This is a genomic window from Sinomicrobium halophytocola (assembly GCF_052983395.1).
This window is the reverse complement of the sequence record NZ_JBRKIT010000032.1, coordinates 17,886-35,099: the sequence shown is the minus strand read 5'-3', so window position 1 is coordinate 35,099 and position 17,214 is coordinate 17,886. Positions and strand designations below refer to the sequence as shown.

The 17,214-nt window shown below is 42.0% G+C and carries 18 protein-coding genes; 7 read left to right on the top strand and 11 right to left on the bottom strand.

What is annotated here, in order from left to right:
- Positions 1 to 65: 65 nt before the first annotated feature.
- The 3 genes from ACVBDY_RS13245 to ACVBDY_RS13235 all read right to left on the bottom strand — a co-directional run bounded on the left by ACVBDY_RS13245 (position 66) and on the right by ACVBDY_RS13235 (position 2,683).
- Positions 66 to 905, bottom strand: coding sequence for a universal stress protein (locus tag ACVBDY_RS13245; RefSeq protein WP_447175948.1), 840 nt, complete (start codon positions 903 to 905; stop codon positions 66 to 68).
- Between the two features lie 122 nt (positions 906 to 1,027).
- On the bottom strand, positions 1,028 to 1,843 hold the full coding sequence (locus ACVBDY_RS13240; protein ID WP_447175947.1) for a universal stress protein: 816 nt from the start codon (positions 1,841 to 1,843) through the stop codon (positions 1,028 to 1,030).
- A gap of 24 nt (positions 1,844 to 1,867) precedes the next feature.
- Entirely contained in the window at positions 1,868 to 2,683 is an 816-nt protein-coding gene (locus ACVBDY_RS13235) for a universal stress protein (RefSeq protein ID WP_447175946.1), read from the bottom strand.
- 153 nt (positions 2,684 to 2,836) lie between these two features.
- Between ACVBDY_RS13235 and ACVBDY_RS13230 the strand changes: the two genes are divergently transcribed.
- Positions 2,837 to 3,421, top strand: coding sequence for a WG repeat-containing protein (locus ACVBDY_RS13230; RefSeq protein WP_447175945.1), 585 nt, complete (start codon positions 2,837 to 2,839; stop codon positions 3,419 to 3,421).
- Positions 3,422 to 3,425: 4 nt separating this feature from the next.
- Positions 3,426 to 3,875: a DUF2267 domain-containing protein gene (locus tag ACVBDY_RS13225; RefSeq protein ID WP_447175944.1), complete on the top strand. Its 450-nt coding sequence runs from the start codon at positions 3,426 to 3,428 to the stop codon at positions 3,873 to 3,875.
- Here the strand turns inward: ACVBDY_RS13225 and ACVBDY_RS13220 are convergent.
- The 4 genes from ACVBDY_RS13220 to ACVBDY_RS13205 all read right to left on the bottom strand — a co-directional run bounded on the left by ACVBDY_RS13220 (position 3,872) and on the right by ACVBDY_RS13205 (position 9,399).
- Positions 3,872 to 5,596 (bottom strand): adenosylcobalamin-dependent ribonucleoside-diphosphate reductase, encoded by a 1,725-nt coding sequence (locus tag ACVBDY_RS13220; protein ID WP_447175943.1) that lies wholly within the window; start codon positions 5,594 to 5,596, stop codon positions 3,872 to 3,874. The two genes, ACVBDY_RS13225 and ACVBDY_RS13220, sit on opposite strands and share 4 nt — an antisense overlap.
- Positions 5,597 to 6,199: 603 nt before the next feature.
- Positions 6,200 to 7,042 (bottom strand): universal stress protein, encoded by an 843-nt coding sequence (locus ACVBDY_RS13215; RefSeq protein ID WP_447175942.1) that lies wholly within the window; start codon positions 7,040 to 7,042, stop codon positions 6,200 to 6,202.
- A gap of 91 nt (positions 7,043 to 7,133) precedes the next feature.
- Positions 7,134 to 8,183 carry a response regulator gene (locus ACVBDY_RS13210; RefSeq protein WP_447175941.1) on the bottom strand — a complete coding sequence of 350 codons (1,050 nt, stop codon included), beginning with the start codon at positions 8,181 to 8,183 and terminating at the stop codon, positions 7,134 to 7,136.
- Positions 8,155 to 9,399: a PAS domain-containing sensor histidine kinase gene (locus tag ACVBDY_RS13205; protein ID WP_447175940.1), complete on the bottom strand. Its 1,245-nt coding sequence runs from the start codon at positions 9,397 to 9,399 to the stop codon at positions 8,155 to 8,157. The genes ACVBDY_RS13210 and ACVBDY_RS13205 overlap by 29 nt, the downstream gene beginning before the upstream one ends.
- Before the next feature lie 313 nt (positions 9,400 to 9,712).
- Here ACVBDY_RS13205 and trxA point away from each other — a divergent pair, with 313 nt between their 5' ends.
- Complete coding sequence (gene trxA, locus ACVBDY_RS13200) at positions 9,713 to 10,009, top strand: thioredoxin (RefSeq protein ID WP_447175939.1); 297 nt, start codon at positions 9,713 to 9,715, stop codon at positions 10,007 to 10,009.
- 172 nt (positions 10,010 to 10,181) lie between these two features.
- Here trxA and ACVBDY_RS13195 read toward each other — a convergent pair whose 3' ends face one another.
- The gene (locus ACVBDY_RS13195; protein ID WP_447175938.1) at positions 10,182 to 11,018 is read right to left on the bottom strand and encodes a universal stress protein; all 837 of its coding nucleotides are present in this window, start codon (positions 11,016 to 11,018) and stop codon (positions 10,182 to 10,184) included.
- 215 nt (positions 11,019 to 11,233) lie between these two features.
- On the opposite strand from ACVBDY_RS13195, the gene ACVBDY_RS13190 reads away from it, so the two are divergent.
- The gene (locus ACVBDY_RS13190; RefSeq protein ID WP_447175937.1) at positions 11,234 to 11,956 is read left to right on the top strand and encodes a peroxiredoxin; all 723 of its coding nucleotides are present in this window, start codon (positions 11,234 to 11,236) and stop codon (positions 11,954 to 11,956) included.
- 389 nt (positions 11,957 to 12,345) lie between these two features.
- On the opposite strand, the gene ACVBDY_RS13185 is transcribed toward ACVBDY_RS13190, so the two are convergent.
- The 3 genes from ACVBDY_RS13185 to ACVBDY_RS13175 are packed head-to-tail and all read right to left on the bottom strand — an operon-like array spanning position 12,346 to position 14,886.
- The gene (locus tag ACVBDY_RS13185; protein WP_447175936.1) at positions 12,346 to 13,329 is read right to left on the bottom strand and encodes an MlaD family protein; all 984 of its coding nucleotides are present in this window, start codon (positions 13,327 to 13,329) and stop codon (positions 12,346 to 12,348) included.
- A 7-nt stretch (positions 13,330 to 13,336) separates the two neighbouring features.
- On the bottom strand, positions 13,337 to 14,119 hold the full coding sequence (locus ACVBDY_RS13180; protein WP_447175935.1) for an ABC transporter ATP-binding protein: 783 nt from the start codon (positions 14,117 to 14,119) through the stop codon (positions 13,337 to 13,339).
- Positions 14,116 to 14,886, bottom strand: a complete 771-nt coding sequence (locus tag ACVBDY_RS13175) for an MlaE family ABC transporter permease (RefSeq protein ID WP_447175934.1) — start codon at positions 14,884 to 14,886, stop codon at positions 14,116 to 14,118. Before ACVBDY_RS13175 ends, ACVBDY_RS13180 begins: the two co-directional genes overlap by 4 nt.
- Positions 14,887 to 15,025: 139 nt before the next feature.
- Between ACVBDY_RS13175 and ACVBDY_RS13170 the strand changes: the two genes are divergently transcribed.
- Genes ACVBDY_RS13170 through ACVBDY_RS13160 form a run of 3 tightly spaced genes read left to right on the top strand, consistent with a single transcriptional unit; the run spans position 15,026 to position 17,182 of the window.
- On the top strand, positions 15,026 to 15,409 hold the full coding sequence (locus ACVBDY_RS13170) for a hypothetical protein (protein ID WP_447175933.1): 384 nt from the start codon (positions 15,026 to 15,028) through the stop codon (positions 15,407 to 15,409).
- A 14-nt stretch (positions 15,410 to 15,423) separates the two neighbouring features.
- Positions 15,424 to 16,200 (top strand): LOG family protein, encoded by a 777-nt coding sequence (locus ACVBDY_RS13165; protein ID WP_447175932.1) that lies wholly within the window; start codon positions 15,424 to 15,426, stop codon positions 16,198 to 16,200.
- Positions 16,201 to 16,225: 25 nt separating this feature from the next.
- Entirely contained in the window at positions 16,226 to 17,182 is a 957-nt protein-coding gene (locus ACVBDY_RS13160; protein ID WP_447175931.1) for a L,D-transpeptidase, read from the top strand.
- Positions 17,183 to 17,214 lie beyond the last annotated feature (32 nt).

The window sequence follows — 17,214 nt, the reverse complement described above, 5'->3', positions numbered from 1 at the left end:
ATTACATTTCACCCCCGGTTTCAACAGAATATATAAATTTAAGAATAAATACCCGGTTAATAAATTTATGCGCGATGCATAACAAGCAGGGGGACTTTAGTATGATGTCCCAGCCCTTTAAGGACGGGTTTCCTTAGCATTGTATTAAATAAACTGTACTTTTGATTCATAAAGGCAATCATGTCTATATCTTCACGGCTTTCCGTAAAACAATGGATCGCTGTTTCCGTATCTATATTGGTCAGGGCATGATAAAAGGTTTTTATCCCTTCCAACCTAACCATAAGGCACGCCTTGTTATCACGCTGTTCTTCATCCAGCTCTTCTTTGTCTCCGATATGCAATATTCTTACGGTACATTTGTGTTTTCCTGCCAATTCCAGTAACGGACTTAGATCCTTTCTTTTATAGGCATTTTTAAAAGAAGACGGGAATACAATCCCTTTCGGAATCTCAATCTCGGTAGACTCCGGTACCGCCAATATGGGGCAGTTAAGTACACTTTCCACGACCGCAACGGTATTGCTGCCAAACCATCGTTCTTTCGCGCCGGTCGCTCCCCGGGTGCCCATAACAATTATCTCGACATTCTTTTCTTTAACCAGATCTTTGACCGTTTCGGCCAGGTGGCCATACCGGGCAACCATATCAAAAGAATGATTCTTGTTTCTTCCCGAAGAATTCAGTATATCAAAAAGTCCTTTCAACTCTTTTTGTGACCTTATAAGCGCTGTTTCATAAGCAGGGTTGGAGGCCTGCAAAACCATCATATTGGTTGTATTTCCGGCACCAAAGGTGTTGAGCAGAATAAATTCGCACACCTCATCCTTGAACAGGTGAATGGCATAATCAATAGCATTTTTTGCATTGACGGAAAAATCGGTAGGTACAAGTATTCGTTTCATCGGATTTGTCTGAGTTAATTAGTCATAAATATATTTTATCCAGCTTGTGATTACACACAGACGACAGGACACGGCACCGTCGCTTTACCCCACTTCTGATCCCTGCACATTATTAAATAAGATCATGTAATATCGGGCATTACCAAAAAAGGGACCTTTATCTTAAAGACGGTATTCCTGATTACCGGTTCCCGGAATAGCTTCTCTAAAAAGCTGTGTTTATTGTTTATCATAGCTACCATCCCAATGGAATTGTTTTCAGAATATTTGGTAATAACTTTGGATATATTGTTGTATTTGGTCGTCTCTTCCCAGGTATGGGGGAGATTCTTCAATAATCTCCCTAGTTTTTTGCTGCTCTTTATCTGCAGCTCATCTAATTGTTCTTCTTTCCGGATATGCAGAATTCTTATTTTTGCTCCCCATAACCTGGCAATTTCTTTCAGAGGCTTCAATCCGAATTCATTATAAGTGTTTTTAAAATCCGTGGGGAACAATATGTCATCGGGAAGGTCATAATCATACGCTTTCGGAATTGCAACAATTGGACAGAAATCAATATTTTTAATCACCTTCAGTGCATTGCTTCCCATAAAGATCTCCTTTGCTTCCGTAGAACCTTTCGTTCCCATGAAAACATAATCTATATTTTTGGAGATCACCATTTTTCCTATCGCATTTACCAAAGAATCGTATATTATTTCTTTTTCGTAAAAATGTTCGGGATTCGTGTTTTTTATATTAACCTCTTTAAACAAATCTTCCATCACTTTTACACTTGAGCCTGCCGTTCGCTCCGTATTATCACTCCTTATATTTGTTTCTTGTGCGTTTAACAGGTAAAAAGTACATGTCTCCCTTTCAAAAAGATATATGGCATATTCCATGGCTTTATGAGCATTGGCAGAAAAGTCTGTGGGAATCAATATCTTTTTCATGTGTCTATTTTTATTCTTTTTTACTCATTTTGCAGAAGCCCCCTGTAGAACCAGGAATGGGATTTCCAGGTTAAACCCTATATTAGCGATGTTTTGCCTTAATAACAGTCTTCCTAAAAAAGAATGTTTTCTGTGCATCATGGCTAACATGTCGTAATGATTATCACGTATATGATCTTGTATGGCTGCTGATATGTCCGTATCCTGAACAACAATAAATTCAAAATCAATGCCTGTTAAAAGCTTCTGTAATTTTTCCTTGTTTTGTTGTTCATTTTCGGTCCATTTCAGATCTTCTTCGACATGAAGTACCGTAATACCGGCGCCATGCCTTTTTGCTATATCAATAAGGGGTTGTAATTCTTCTTTTTTGAAATACCTCAGATAATCCGTAGGGAACAATATCTTTTCTATTTTCGAATATATATACCTACCGGGAATGGCCAATACCGGAACGGTAGCTTTTCGCATCACAAAAACGGTATTGCTTCCGAACAAAATTCGTCGGGCCCCGGTGGCTCCCTTGGTTCCCATAATTATCAGGTCAATTCCCTTGTCTTTTGTAATGTCCTTAACCTCATCCGTAAGCAAATCAAAATCCGAATGCGGATGAAACTTGTGTTTTTTATTGGGAAACTCCCGATAAATCCTTTCCAATGTGATATCCAGATCGGAGAAGGTATCTTCTATCATTCCGTGATAATCTGCTTCATAAAAAGCCGGAAAATAAGTATGAAGTACATAAAAATCGCACTGTTCATCCTCGAACATTTTTAAGGCGTATGCAATGGCATCCCAGGCATTGTCCGAAAAATCTGTAGGTAAAAGTATTTTTTTCATTTTGTGAGTTTTATACACTATCAAAAGTAAACAGCCACGAGAGCAAAAAACATGATATATATCATAATACGTCCTCCTTACGAACTGATAATTATCATTTTACACCTGATAAATTTCATATAATTTCAATACAAACTTTAAAATGAAGAAAAAATGAAAAAGCTTGTTATTTGGACGTTGCTGTTATCGGGTATTTCCCTTTCTGCACAACATATTTCCGATATATCCAGAATCGGAGAACTTTCTGATGGTCTTATCGCTGTCGAAAAAAACGGGGAATGGGGGTTTATCAACCTAAAGGGTGACCTGGTTATCAATTTCAGACAGGACATCGCAGTCCGTGAGAACGCTCCCACATTTAATGAGGGACTGTGCCTGATCAAGGAAATAAAAGAAGGAATTACCTATTACGGGTATATGGACAAAACCGGAAAAACAGTGATATCCCCCGCTTTTCTCAATGCTACTTCCTTCAACAATGGTCTGGCCTTTGCCATTGTGCGGAGTAAAACGGTCCGCGGAAAAAACGAATACCTGGACATGGATATCATCGCTAACGAATTTGATGAAGTGGTCATAAACCCAAAAGGAGAAATCGTTCAGTATTTAAGACAGCTCAAGGGAATTCTGTTATCTGAAAAGCGATACAGACAGCCCGACATAGAAGCTGAGCTATTATCTCCTCATCTCGTGGGGACAAAGAACAAAAACGGAATGTGGAACATTTATAAATTTTAATACAATGGCACTCAATTTTAACCAATACGCCACGGAGGCCAATACCTTTTTAAAAGGATATGCCAAAGACCTGAACCTGGGAAATGATAAGGAAAAAGCCGGCAGGATACTCACTGCCGTACTACACACCCTTCGCGAGATCATACCCCCGGAAGAATCTCTGCAGCTTATAGCACAATTTCCGATGTTCCTGAAAGCTGTCTATGTCAACGGATGGACATTAAAATCCAAACGGGAAAAGATAAAGAACATTACGGAGTTCATCGATCTGGTTCGCAGTTTCGACGGCCCTGCTTCCATCTATGATTTCGAATCGGATGAACTGGCCGAAAATTATATTCAGACCACATTTATTTCCCTCAGAAAGTACATTTCCCTGGGAGAGCTGGAAGATATACGTACCGGCCTGCCCAAGGATTTGAAACCTCTGATATATCACAGTGTCATGTTTTAACAGGCTCCGGGAGCACTGACATTACATCTTTGCAGCACCTGTTTTTCTTTGCTCCCGTCCCTGTATATGGTTATTCCTTTCAAGCCGTACTTCCATGCCGTCATATACACATCGGAAATATCCCCGGTACCGGTTGCTGCCGGAAGGTTAATGGTCTTGGAAACCGAATTGTCCGTGAATTTCTGGAAAGCCCTTTGGTGCTGCAGGTGAAATTCCCAAGGGATCTCCAGGCTGGTTTCAAACACTTTTTTTACCCCGTCGGGAATACCCGGCACTTTTTTAATGGTACCGGTCTGCAATACCTCAGCTTCCAACTCCGCATTCCAATATCCCATTTGTTTCATCTTCTTTTCAAAAACCCGGCCGATCTCCTGTTGTGACTTTCCTCCCAATATGCCCACACGCCTGTATGCCAGGGCATACAAAGGTTCTATGGAATACGAGGTGTCGGCTATGACAGAGATTGTCCCGGTGGGGGCGATACTGTTACAAGTGGCATTCCGCATTTTTTGATCCGGATAAAACCTGCTTTCCGCCCAGGAAGGGAAACACCCCCTTTCTTCGGCCAGGTTTGCCGAGGCCTTATAACTTTCCTCCCGGACAAATGCCATGAGTTTTTCTGCCAGCTTTACCGCCTCCATAGATGCATATGGTATTTCCATGAGCATAAGCAATTCTGCCCATCCCATAAGCCCGAGACCGATTTTCCTGTTTTTCAGAGTTATGGATTTGACCTGGGGAAGCAAATAGTGATTGACACTTATTACATTGTCCAGGAAACGTATGCCCGAATGCACTGTTTCGGCGAGCCTGTTAAAATCAATCTCATAATTTCCTTCATGTGCTGTTACCATTTTAGAGAGATTGATTGATCCCAGGTTACAGCTTTCGTAATCCAGCAGGGGGACTTCCCCACACGGATTGGTACTCTGTATATCGCCCAATCTCGGATTAGGGTTATTCCGATTGATGCTATCGAGGAAGATCAGCCCCGGGTCTCCCGTAGTCCAGGCCGTTTCGATAATCTGATCCCATAGCTTTTTTGCAGGGATATTCCGCACCGCACGTCCGGTTCCGGGGTCTTTCAAAGCCCAGGAAAGGTTCTTTTCCACAGCGTCCATAAAGCGGTCTGTAATTCCCACGGAGATGTTAAAGTTTTGAAGGCTGATCCGGTCTGTTTTAACGGAAATAAATTCTTCGATATCGGGATGATCCACATTCAGAATACCCATATTGGCCCCTCTGCGCTTTCCCCCCTGCTTTACGTGTTCGGTTGCAGCATCGTAAATCTTCATAAAGGCTACGGGACCGGAAGAAAACCCCTTGGAAGTACTTACCAGGGCCCCCTTTGGACGGAGCCTGGAAAAATTATACCCGGTTCCTCCCCCGCTCTGGTGGATCAGTGCCGCATTTTTAAGTGAAGTAAAAATAGCGTCGAGGCTGTCTTCTACCGGCAGCACAAAACAGGCGCTTAACTGGCCCCCGGGCAAACCCGCATTCATCAGGGTGGGGGAATTGGGCAGGAACTCCAGGCTGTTCATCATCCGGAAGAACGTTGCTTCCCAGTGCTCCCTGTTACTCTCTTCTGTCCCGGCAATCCATTTAGAGACCCTCCGGAACATTTCTTCCGGGGTCTCCATAACCTTTCCGTCCGAATCCCGGAGCAGATAGCGCTCTTCGAGTACCTGGAGCGCATTAGGTGTCAATGATAAACGCACCATATCTATTGCTATTTCTATATATTTAAAACAAGAACAGGGACTTGCGTCCCTGTTCCCTTTAAGGAGACATCTATTCCCTAAGCCTTAAATGCCCGGATTCCGGAACACTTATATGCCTTGGAATACGATTGACCTCCCCTGGTAATTGTCGCTGATAAACAACGACAATCTATATAATGAAAAGTATAAAAGAAGTAAGAAACAGGCCTGCTCCCTGCAAGCCTGTTTCAGAGAAATCTTCAATTTATCATACGGGTAAAGCATCATAAAATCATTACATCTCATAATGACTCTATCTCATTTATATAAAATTGAAAATCCCCTTTGGCTGAGGTTTCAAAAACTTTTTTCCATTGGTTTGTCATCTCAATGTACCGGAAAAACTCTGAATGGCTTTTACCCGGTAAACCTTTGGAAAACCATTTTATTATGAATTCCCGTTCCAGGAAATCAAAGCTCTTGAAACCTCATTTCTCTTAAAAGCCATGAATAGCTTTCTATATTTTTTCAGCATGTAAAGAACTTCATTTTAACACTACTAAAGTACAACCCTTTACTTCCTTAATAAATGATATTTATCAGTTTCCGTTTTTTTCTATTCTTTTATTCGTGCAAAACCAAAAACGGTATTCTGGTATGATAACTTATTTTTACTACCGTAGGGCGGAACAATATCTGTTGAAAAAAATGAAGTTTTTTGGCCATCATGGCTATCCAATCAATGTTCCTGCTTTCCGTAAAGCATTGTATGGCTTCACTCAGATTCTTGTTGGTCAACTGGTGAAAGCTGTGTTTTTTATCGAGCAAATAGTCTTTGAGTAACTCCCTGTTTTTTTTCTGTTCGTCATTCAAAGTTTCTTTTTCATCCTTAACCACTTGAAGAACGTGGATTGTCGATTGAAATATTCCAGCCAGAAAGGCCAGGGTATCCAGAACCTTTACAGAATATTGTGAGGTGTAATCTGTGGGAAAAACAATCTCCCGGGGAGGGCAGAAAACAACATCTTCGGGAACGGCTAGCACAGGGCATTTGACCTTAGTAATAACATCGCCCGTATTACTTCCCACTGTCACCTCTTTTAGTCCGGACGCCCCTTTGGTTCCCATGACTATCAGGTCTATATCCTTTTCTTTTATCACTTTCCGCATGACATCAATAAAAAAACCATACTCGGACAAAAGCTCGAAACTGTGATTGGGATACCCATATTCCTTTTCGATCCTGGCCAGTGTTTTTTCCAGTTCTTTCCGGGTTTCTGTTTGAAGTATCTGGTCGATATCCTGGGAAAAAGTTACCAAAGGTACATCCCCTGTGGCGTAAACATGGGGTTGCGTAACATGAAGCAAGTAAAAATTGTACCTGTTCTCTTTGAACAAGAACAGGGCATACTTAACGGCGTTCCACGAATTTTCTGAAAAATCCGTGGGTATGAGGATACTTTTCATTTTTGTCTCCTTAATTGTGCTGACAAAAATAGGTCGGTACCCGGGAACACAACATGATAAATATCAAATCCGAAGAATTATTCAGGGATCTTTAGCTAATTTTTTGCAATCCTTTAATGTCCAGTACTTTTATATTTCGTCCTTCAATGCCTATAAGCCCTTCCTTTCTAAGTTCGGACAGTGTGCGGATAAAACTCTCCGGAGCAATTCCCGCCACCCCGGCTAAATCGCTACGGGAAATTCTGATCCCGTCTTCGGCCCGTCGTTGTAGTTTCTCTACAAAACGCAGGATAGTATTCGCTGTTTTTTTCTGTACGGAGCCATAGGCCATTTGCAGCAATTGTTCTTTTACCCCCGAAAGATCTTCTGCCAGAAATTCCACCAGTTCTATCGTGAGTTTGTGGTTGCTTTTCAGTATTTTCACAAAAACGTCCCTCCGTAATCCATAAAGAGTTGTTCGCTTTATAGCAGTGGCTGATTCCTTATATGGAATATTCTGTGTAAAGGAGTAATACCCGAAAAAATCGTCATCCCTGCTTATGCTGGTTATCAATTCCTTGCCATATTCCTCTATGCGGTGCGTCTTTACCATACCGCTTTCCACCAGGAAAATATGGTTGGAATGGTTTCCTTCGGAATAAATGACGTCTCCTTCCTCAAAACCGAAGCATTCTCCCTCGTCCAGGAAAAAATTCTTCAGTTCATTAATACTCAGAATGTCTTCTTCCCGGGGTTCGGCAAGTTTTCGTTCGGTTGTACCTTCCTGCAGAAGGGATATCTTGGCCAGCCTACTTTCTATGGCACTTATGAGTTCTGTTTCTTCAAAAGGTTTGGTGAGATAGTCGTCCGCTCCCAGGTCCATCCCTTTACGCACTTCCCTGCGTTCGGTCTTTGCCGAAAGAAAGATAAACGGAATATTCCTTGTCTCTTTATTACCGGAAAGTGCTTCCAACACGCCATACCCGTCGAGTTCGGGCATCATGATATCACAAATAATAATATCTGGTTTTTCTTCGCTGGTCAGAGACACCCCCTTTTTTCCATTAGACGCGGTTACGACCTTATAATCGGATAATTCCAGCAATTCTGCCGTACTTTCCCGCAATACGGGATCATCCTCTATGAGTAAAATTTTTTTCATGATTGGGTAGTTTTACCATAAATGTTGTTCCTCTTCCTTCTTTGCTCACAAAATCAATCTCCCCGCCCAGGTTTTCAAGGTGACTCTTCACGATATTGAGCCCAATACCCGTACCCTGGTCATTAATGGCATTCCGGGCACGGAAATACCTGCTGAAAATATGTTTCTGATCCTCTTCAGGGATACCTATTCCGGAATCTTTTACCTTGAAAACAAACATTTCTCCTTCCAGTTCTAACTCTATGTTGATTGCTGTGTGTTCGGGTGAGTATTTCACTGCATTCCGGACGAGATTGGAAAGGATGAGTTCCATTACTTTTTCGTCCTGGTACATGACATAATTGTCCAGGTCTTCGGGAAAATTGATCCGTTGTCCCGTTTTGAGGAGCATATTGGCATCGTAAATTACCTCATTAAACACTTTACTAATATTAAATAAAGTGAAGTTGTACTGGACCTTCCCAGAATCAATGCGTTCCACCGAAAGAAAATCGTTCAGGATATTGTTAAGATAGTGTACCTTGTTCTTTATGGTTTCCAGGTGCTTTTCCCGTTTTTCCTGCTGGTTGCCTTCCGTATATTTTTCTGTAAGTGTAGCCGAAATCATGATATTACTCAGCGGCGTTTTAAATTCGTGGGAAACCAGGGAGAGGAACTGTGTCTTTAACTCGTTCAGTTCTTTTTCTTTCTGCAAGGCTTCCTTTATCCTGTTTTCAGCTTTTACCCTTCGTTGGACTTCTTTTTTTAACTGGTTTACGGACTCTTTCAGCTCCTGTGTCCTTACCTCTACTTTTTCCTCCAGTTCTTCGTTGAGCTCCCTGATCTTGTTTTCTACCGTACGGCTCAAGGTAACGTCCATGACCAGGGCCACCACAAATTTTTTGCCATAGACGGTAAAAGGGTTGAGCCCGATTTCCACGGGGAGTTCGGTTTCATCCTTTTTAATGCCCCAAAGGTTCCTTCCGGCAGCCATTTTGCGCTTACTGGATTTGGCGTAGTAATTTTTAAAATGTCCTTCATGATTTTGGTGATACTGGGCAGGTATGAGGATATCCATGTTTTTCCCCAGTAATTCGTCCTTTTTATAACCAAACATACTTTCCAGCGGGGAATTGGTGGCCACTATTTTTTTATTCCCGTCCACCACCAGTATCCCCTCGGAAATGGTTTCCAAAAGAACGCTAAATATATTCTCTTCCTGCTGGAAAAATTTCATAATGGGGTAATTTCAATTTTCCGGGATAATTTAAATATTATCAAAGAATTTACTGAGCAACGTAAGTATAAAAAACTGTTTACATTATATCTTTTGGTTCTTTCAGGTGTCTTTTCCCTCCATATTTCAGGTATTTTTCGGGCTGTATCTATATGCATCTCAAAATACCTTCATCTGACGAAAAAATACACCTAAAACAAAATTTAAACAGTTTCTAAGTGTAGTTGCCCATGATAAATATCATAAGAATTATGAATATCTTGATCTATTTTTGTTGAGCATATCTATCAAATATAAGGATTTTTCTAAAATTATGAAAGCGCATTTTAATACACTAATAAATTCGGAAAAGTATGTTCTGGTGGATTTTTATGCCGATTGGTGTGGCCCCTGTAAGGCATTTATTCCCATCTTACAAGAGGTAAAGGCCGAGTTGGAAGATTCCATCAAAATTATAAAGGTAAATGTGGATAAAAACCCATCACTCTCCACCAGGTACAATATAAGAGGGATTCCTACTATTGTCTTATTTAGACAAGGCAAGCTTTTATGGAAACATTCCGGGGTTTTATCAAAAGGAGATCTTATATCCCGTATTGTTAATTCATAACCTGATTTCAACCGGATTTTCCTTTGCAAAGTAAAAAGCATTAAACCCCTAAGTAATTCCGGAATCCAAAAATAAGAATCGACTCAAGGGTCTAAGTATTAAACCAAAAGAAGAATAAATGGTGTACAAAGAGTTACATAAAATTATAAAAGTATAACAGGTGGAGATTATTCTAATCCATTTTAAAGGTGACAAGAGGCCATTTCGCCCGGTTTGCCATATCTTCTGCCAAGCTTCCCATAAAGAAATGGGCCAGACCTTTTCTGCCGTGAGTCAGCACTGCAATGACATCGGTATTTACTTTTTCGCTAAAAGCATAAATGCCCTGCTCCCTAGTATAGTCGTTCCAATAATTTACTTCTCCCAACCTTTTATCACTTCCTTCGGCATTGTAAAGAAATTCCCTTATCTTATTTTCGGTCTGCAATGAGTCTCTGAACGATTCTCCGGGTAAATTGACATACAACAGATACACTTTACTCGCGAATGAAGCAAAAAATTTCATGGCCCTACGGAATGCGTGAATACTTTCCGGTTCAAAATCACAGGCCAGGACCACTTTGTTCATCTTAAAACTTTTTATCCGATCTTTTATTACCAGTACGGGAAGATCAGAATGACGTACTACTTTCTCCGTATTGGAGCCCACGAACATACCCAACATCTTTCCGGCACCGTGCGATCCCATGACGATAAGATCTGCTTTTTTCTCTTTTGCCACATCATTTAATTCTGAGAAGGCCTTGTAATTCTGCACTACACATTCCGTTTCTACTCCTTTCATATAGCTTTTGGCCAGCAATTCATCGAACTTTTTTCGTGCCAGCTTCATATAATACATGGCTTCTGCATATTCCTGGGATTCATCTTTTGTAAAAACGGCATCAAAAACACCGATCATATGAAACAAAATGACCTTGGCCTTTTCCGCTTTTGCTATGCTTGCAGCTACTTCCAGAGCATATTCGGCATACTCCGAGAAATCCGTGGGAACAATTATTTTTTTCATCAGTATATCTTTTAGACGGAGGATTAGCCCCTTCTGAACTCTATCCTCCTTAGTATTAATACCCGCAAGATAAACCGGAGCATATTTCCCCGCCATGACAAATGTCAGTGTATTTCTTTCTTCTGCACTTGTAAAACATCCTTTGCCCATGACTTAAATCATTTCATATAGAATTGATATATAATACTTTGGCACAAAACATAAATCGTATAAAAATGGAAACAATTCAAGAAGAACAGCCAATGATGCCGAGGATAGGTGACGAAGCACCTGCTTTTACGGCAATGACCACCCAGGGCGAAATTCGCTTTCCCGGGGATTATACGGGCCAATGGGCAATCCTGTTCAGTCACCCGGCAGATTTTACCCCCGTTTGTACTTCGGAGTTCATGACTTTTGCTTCGCTGGAAGAAAAATTCAACAAGGCCAATTGCCGGTTAATCGGCCTTTCTATTGACGGACTGTATTCTCATATAGCATGGTTGCGGACTATTAAAGACAAAATAGAATTTAAGGGTATGAAGAATATAGAGGTTAAATTTCCATTGATTGAAGATATTACGATGGAAGTAGCCAAAAAATATGGCATGATACAGCCCGGGGAGAGTGAGACTCAGGCGGTAAGAGCCGTGTTTTTTATCGACCCTAACGGTATCATACGTGCTATAATATACTATCCGCTGAGCCTGGGCCGGAATTTTGACGAGTTGTACAGGGTTTTAATTGCCTTGCAGACTGCCGACGCGTTTTCGATAGCCACCCCGGCAGACTGGAATCCGGGTGATGATGTCATTATTTCTCCTGCAGGATCCTGTGGTGTTGCACAGGACAGAATGGAAGGAAAAGACCAAGATCTGGAATGTAAAGACTGGTTCTTCTGTACCAAAAAACTGGACAAAGAAGAGATACTCGCTGCCATCGTAAAAAGTCAGCTCTAGAGCACCATAAATCTTTACAAGTCACCACAATGTCTTTTAGTTATCAAACATGGAATTCTCCGGGAAAAGACGAATATGACAGGACTCTGACGCCTACTATACACTAGCACCGAGATACCGCTTACATGTTTGAAAGGACCGTTAGAAAACAGTAATTCCTACTATGGATTATTGCAGGCTCAACGGTCCTTTAAACATTGTCTAGTAAACTTAAACTGTTTAAGATAATCCGGGTAAAAAGGAGATATTCTTACTTATACATGCTCCCTACAGGATCATTCCGCAAAGTCAGAAGAATCTAATCAACTACCTCGGGGCAAGCCCACGAGGTATTCAAATGAACAAACCTTAGCTCATTTCGATGCAGAGCATCGGGGAATAAGGCCCATTTAATCGGATTTATCATTCCTGTTTTGTTGTTTCTCCTGTTTCCGGAAATATCCCCGGAATAAAAAATTATGCTTCAAGGCTTCCATATTCTTATTAAAATGACCGGTCCCTTCCTCTATGTTTTGCATGATTGTCTCCAGTTGATTTACAAGAAGCGTATCCGTTGTGATATAGTTTAGGGCACCTTTGCCCTCCCTGAGTTCTATTACCATGCCGTTGAGGTTTTTGATCATATCGTTCATTCCGGTACTCGATTCCTCCAGGTTGGCAATAATATTCTTTACTTTCTTTCCTGCAAGAGTATCCTGCAAGAGTACTCCTGCGACGTTTTCCTTTTGGCGGATATCCTTAATCATTCCGTCCAACTGACGGACAACCTGATTTGTACGGTAACTGACGTGTTTTAAATTAGCTAGGGTCTGCTGAAGATCTGTAGCCATTACCGTATCGTTCAATAACCGCCCTAAGGTTCCTTTTCCTTGAGTGAGCGACCGTGTGATCTTTAACAGGTCGACTGTAAGCATCGCTGCATTCTCATTTGTGGTGCTCAGGGTGTTCAGCATGTCTTCGGTACCTATCCTGGTGTAAGAAACGATCTGGTCTCCGTCTCGTATCGTCTCCGTAGAACCCGCCCCGGGGATGATATTCACAATCATATTTCCTACCAATCCGTCAGAACCGATCGTGGCAATAGCATCTTTCCGTATGAATCCCAGCATTTTTTTCTCGATGAGCATATAAATCCGGATAGCGGTATCACTTTCCATTTCCATAGCCTTGACTGTTCCCACATTAATTCCGGCAAAACGTACATTGTTCCCTTTCTGCAGCCCATTAACATTGGTGAAAACCGTGTTTATGGTAAAGCTTTTACGAAACAGGTTCTGGTTGTTTCCGATAAGATAGGCTGCAGCCAGAAGAAAAAGACTTCCTGCTATTACAAAAACCCCTAACCGTATTTTTTCTGAAGCTGTCTTTGTCATAATGTTATTATTTAAAAAAGGCTCTGATCTTCGGGTCGGTAGCCCTGTATAATTCTTCATAGCTCCCTTCGGCATAATTGATTCCGTCTACCAGCAGTATCATCCGGTCGGCAATAACCCTGGCACAATCCACATCGTGGGTAATGATAAGGGATGAGGTGTGGTATTTTTTCCGGACGTTCTGAATCAGCTCTATGATCTCCTTGGCAGTTATGGGGTCCAGTCCGCTGGTAGGTTCGTCGTATAAAATAATCTGCGGTTTCATAATTAATGTTCTGGCCAGGGCCACCCGCCGTTTCATGCCCCCGGAAAGTTCTTCGGGCATTAAGTCCAGGGTATGGGCAAGTCCTACATTTTCCAGGGCTTCGACAGTCATATCTTCCATGCCGGTTTTATCTCCAAACCTCTCTTTATGCCTTCGCAATGGAAATTCCAGGTTTTCCCTTACGGTCATAGAATCGTAAAGAGCACTTCCCTGGAACAGGAAACCGATATCGGCCCGGAGCACATCCAGTGCTTCCCTGTCCAGCGTTGTAATATCCTTCCCCATGATCTCAATACTGCCGCTGTCTGGCCGCATAAGTCCTACCAGGCATTTCACCATCACGGTCTTTCCCGATCCGGATTTCCCCATAATCACCAGGTTTTCCCCTCTGAAAAGTTTCATCTCAAAACCGTTCAGTACATGATTTTTATCAAAAGCCTTCCGGAGTCCTTTGATATCAATGACTACTTCTCGGTCTTCTCCGGTATGGGATATTACGGTTGTTATATTTTCTTCTTCTTTCATAATTCGTAAAATATATCCGAGATCAGAACTGCTACGAAGTCCAGTATAAAAATGAGCATGGAAGCCATAACTACCGCCGTATTGGCAGCGACACCTACTCCCACGGTTCCCCGGGCACAATAGTATCCTTTAAAACACCCCACTAGGCCTATGGCAAAACCAAAGAAAAAGGTCTTCACTGTGGCAGGGACCAGGTCACTAAACTCCAGCGATTCGAAAACCTGGTTGAAGTACAGCATAAAGGAGACATCTCCTTTTATATGTTCTATCAGGTAAGAACCGTATATAGCCAGAATATCTCCGAAAATGACTAGTAAGGGGATCATGAGTGTCGTAGCCATAATCCGGGTAACAATCAGGAATTTAAAGGGATTGGTCCCGGAAACTTCCATCGCGTCAATCTGTTCGGTGACCCGCATAGACCCCAGTTCCGCTCCGAAACCGGAAGCTATGCGTCCGGCACAGATGAGAGCTATGACCACCGGGCCTATTTCGCGTATAATGGAAATGCTTACCATGGCAGGCATCCAGGACACGGCACCGAATTCCTGTAAGGTAGGCCGTGTTTGCAGGGTCAGTACCAGCCCGATGATAAAACCGGTTACTCCTACCAGGGGCAAAGACCGGTTGCCTACGTTATAACATTGACGTAGTAATTCCCCGAATTCAAAAGGGGGCTTCCATGCCTCTGCTAAAAACCTCCTTGCAAAACCGGCAAGCTCCCCTGTTAACAGGAAAAAGTCTGATATTAACTTTATGCCCGACATATTTTACAATTGTTCCTCCAAAAGTATGTTTCGGGCAGCACTTCGGAAATGATTAATATCATGCCCTCCACTGATATTTGTCATTTCGTAACACACCACATAACAATATCTTAGCAGCATTTACTAAATATCATAAACTATGGAACCAATCATCGATAACTCAGATCTGCATTTTGAACATAAACTCTGGGAGAAAGAGATCCTGTTCTGGAAAGACGAAATAGCATCCTTCGAAAACAGGCTTGAAGAAATACAGCAAAAATGGACCAATGACAGGGTGTTAGTGGAAATGGGACAATTTCAAAACCAGTTTATACTGCACAAGGGCAAAATAGAAAACCTGAAAAACGAAATAGAGGCCCATGAGATACGTATTGCCGGTCAGTTTATGACCAATGAAGACGCCATAGACCGGGTAGCGCTGAGATATCACCAGGACATGAGGGGAAAAATGGATATCCAGCGGTCCATATACACTGATCTGAAAAAACGCTTTTTCTCCTTTCTGTCCAAATACATGTAACCTATAATGATACTATGACACAGAATTCATTTCTTACCCACGAAGAAAAAGCATTCCTGCAGGGCCCGAGAGATCGTATAAAGGAGTTGTTTTTTACCATTAAGGTACAGTATAATTTTATACGCGCCTTCCGGAAAATGCACTTTATAGGCCCCTGTGTCACTGTTTTCGGTTCCGCCCGTTTTGAACCGGACAATCCTTACTATAAACAGGCCGAAGAAATTGGAAAGGCCCTTGCAAAAATGGGGTTTACGGTAATGACAGGCGGTGGCCCAGGTATTATGGAAGCTGCGAATAAGGGCGCTTATGAAAACGGGGGATATTCTGTGGGATGTAATATTATCCTGCCCCACGAACAGGGTGCAAATCCTTATTTGCACAAATGGATCGATATCCCGTATTTCTTTGTCCGGAAATTTTTGCTGATTAAATATTCCTACGCCTTTATTGTCATGCCAGGCGGCATAGGAACGCTGGACGAACTGTTCGAGGCCCTTACCCTGATCCAAACCAAAATGATAAACCATTTCCCGGTGGTTTTGTTCGGGAAAGCATATCACAAGGAACTCTACGAACATATTCAATTGATGGCCATGAACGAAAGCATCGATCCGGAAGACCTCAAATTGCTTTTTATTACGGATTCCGTGGAAGATATGGTTAATCACCTGAACACACAAGCCATTCAGAAGTTCGGCTTGGTCAGAAAAACCTACGACACCAAATGGTGGTTTGGAGAAACCGGCGGAAGAAGACGATATCACACACCTGTTGTTCAGCCAAAAGGATAAAAAAATAATATCAAAAAATACAGCTATGATTGCGATATGGTTATTTTGGACATTGATTATTTCTACCTTTCCTGGCGGGGCCTCGTATTTTCCACAGGGAACAACGGACGTTACAAACGATTCCGTTAAAAGGACCCCGGCGGAAAAATGGATATATATTTCCCGTGATATTCCCGTAGCAGATTATTTTGATTTTATGGATTCGCTGGTATCTGGGCAAAATCTGGGAATCAGCTATCCACTTACCGAGCACTTGCTGGTACGCACAAATCCATGGGTCATAGATACCCTGGCCAATACGGACTATTATCGTCAAATAGCCAAGAATTCTTTTGTGTATGATCAAAAAAAGATGGTCGTTTTACGAGCCGGTGATTCCCTTATGATCCCGGATTCCACGGCTGTAACCCGGCTGTTAAACAGCTTTGAGAATACACGTATCGACATCAATATTCCCGAATACAAACTTCGGATTTATCAAGACTCGGCATTGCTGTACACATTTCCGGTACGGGTGGGGCAAAACACCAAAAGATACCTCGCCATGGGAAATCGCATCACCAACCTGCAGACCGCAAGTGGTAAAGGAACCATAGTAAGGCATGCGAGAGATCCCGTATTTTATAACCCGGTTAACGGAAAGCGATTCTACCTGACCAAAAGGGATGATGGCAAAACTACGGTAATGCCCCGAATACCATGGATAGAGACCGAAATAAACGGAGTGCGTAACGGGCAGATGATCCACCCCACAACCAATCCGGAAACCCTGGGAAAAGCTTATTCCAACGGCTGTATAGGTACCAGGGAGGACGATATGTGGTATATCTATTACCATGCCCCCATCGGTACCCGTATTACCATTCGGTACGATTTAAATATTGTAGATGAAAACGGGGAAAGAATAACATTAAAAAATATTTACGGGAAAGGGCAAAATCCGGAAACAGGGAATGAAAAAACAAGGCAAACCCAAAAATAATGACAGGAAAGGATTATATAAACCCTATTCAT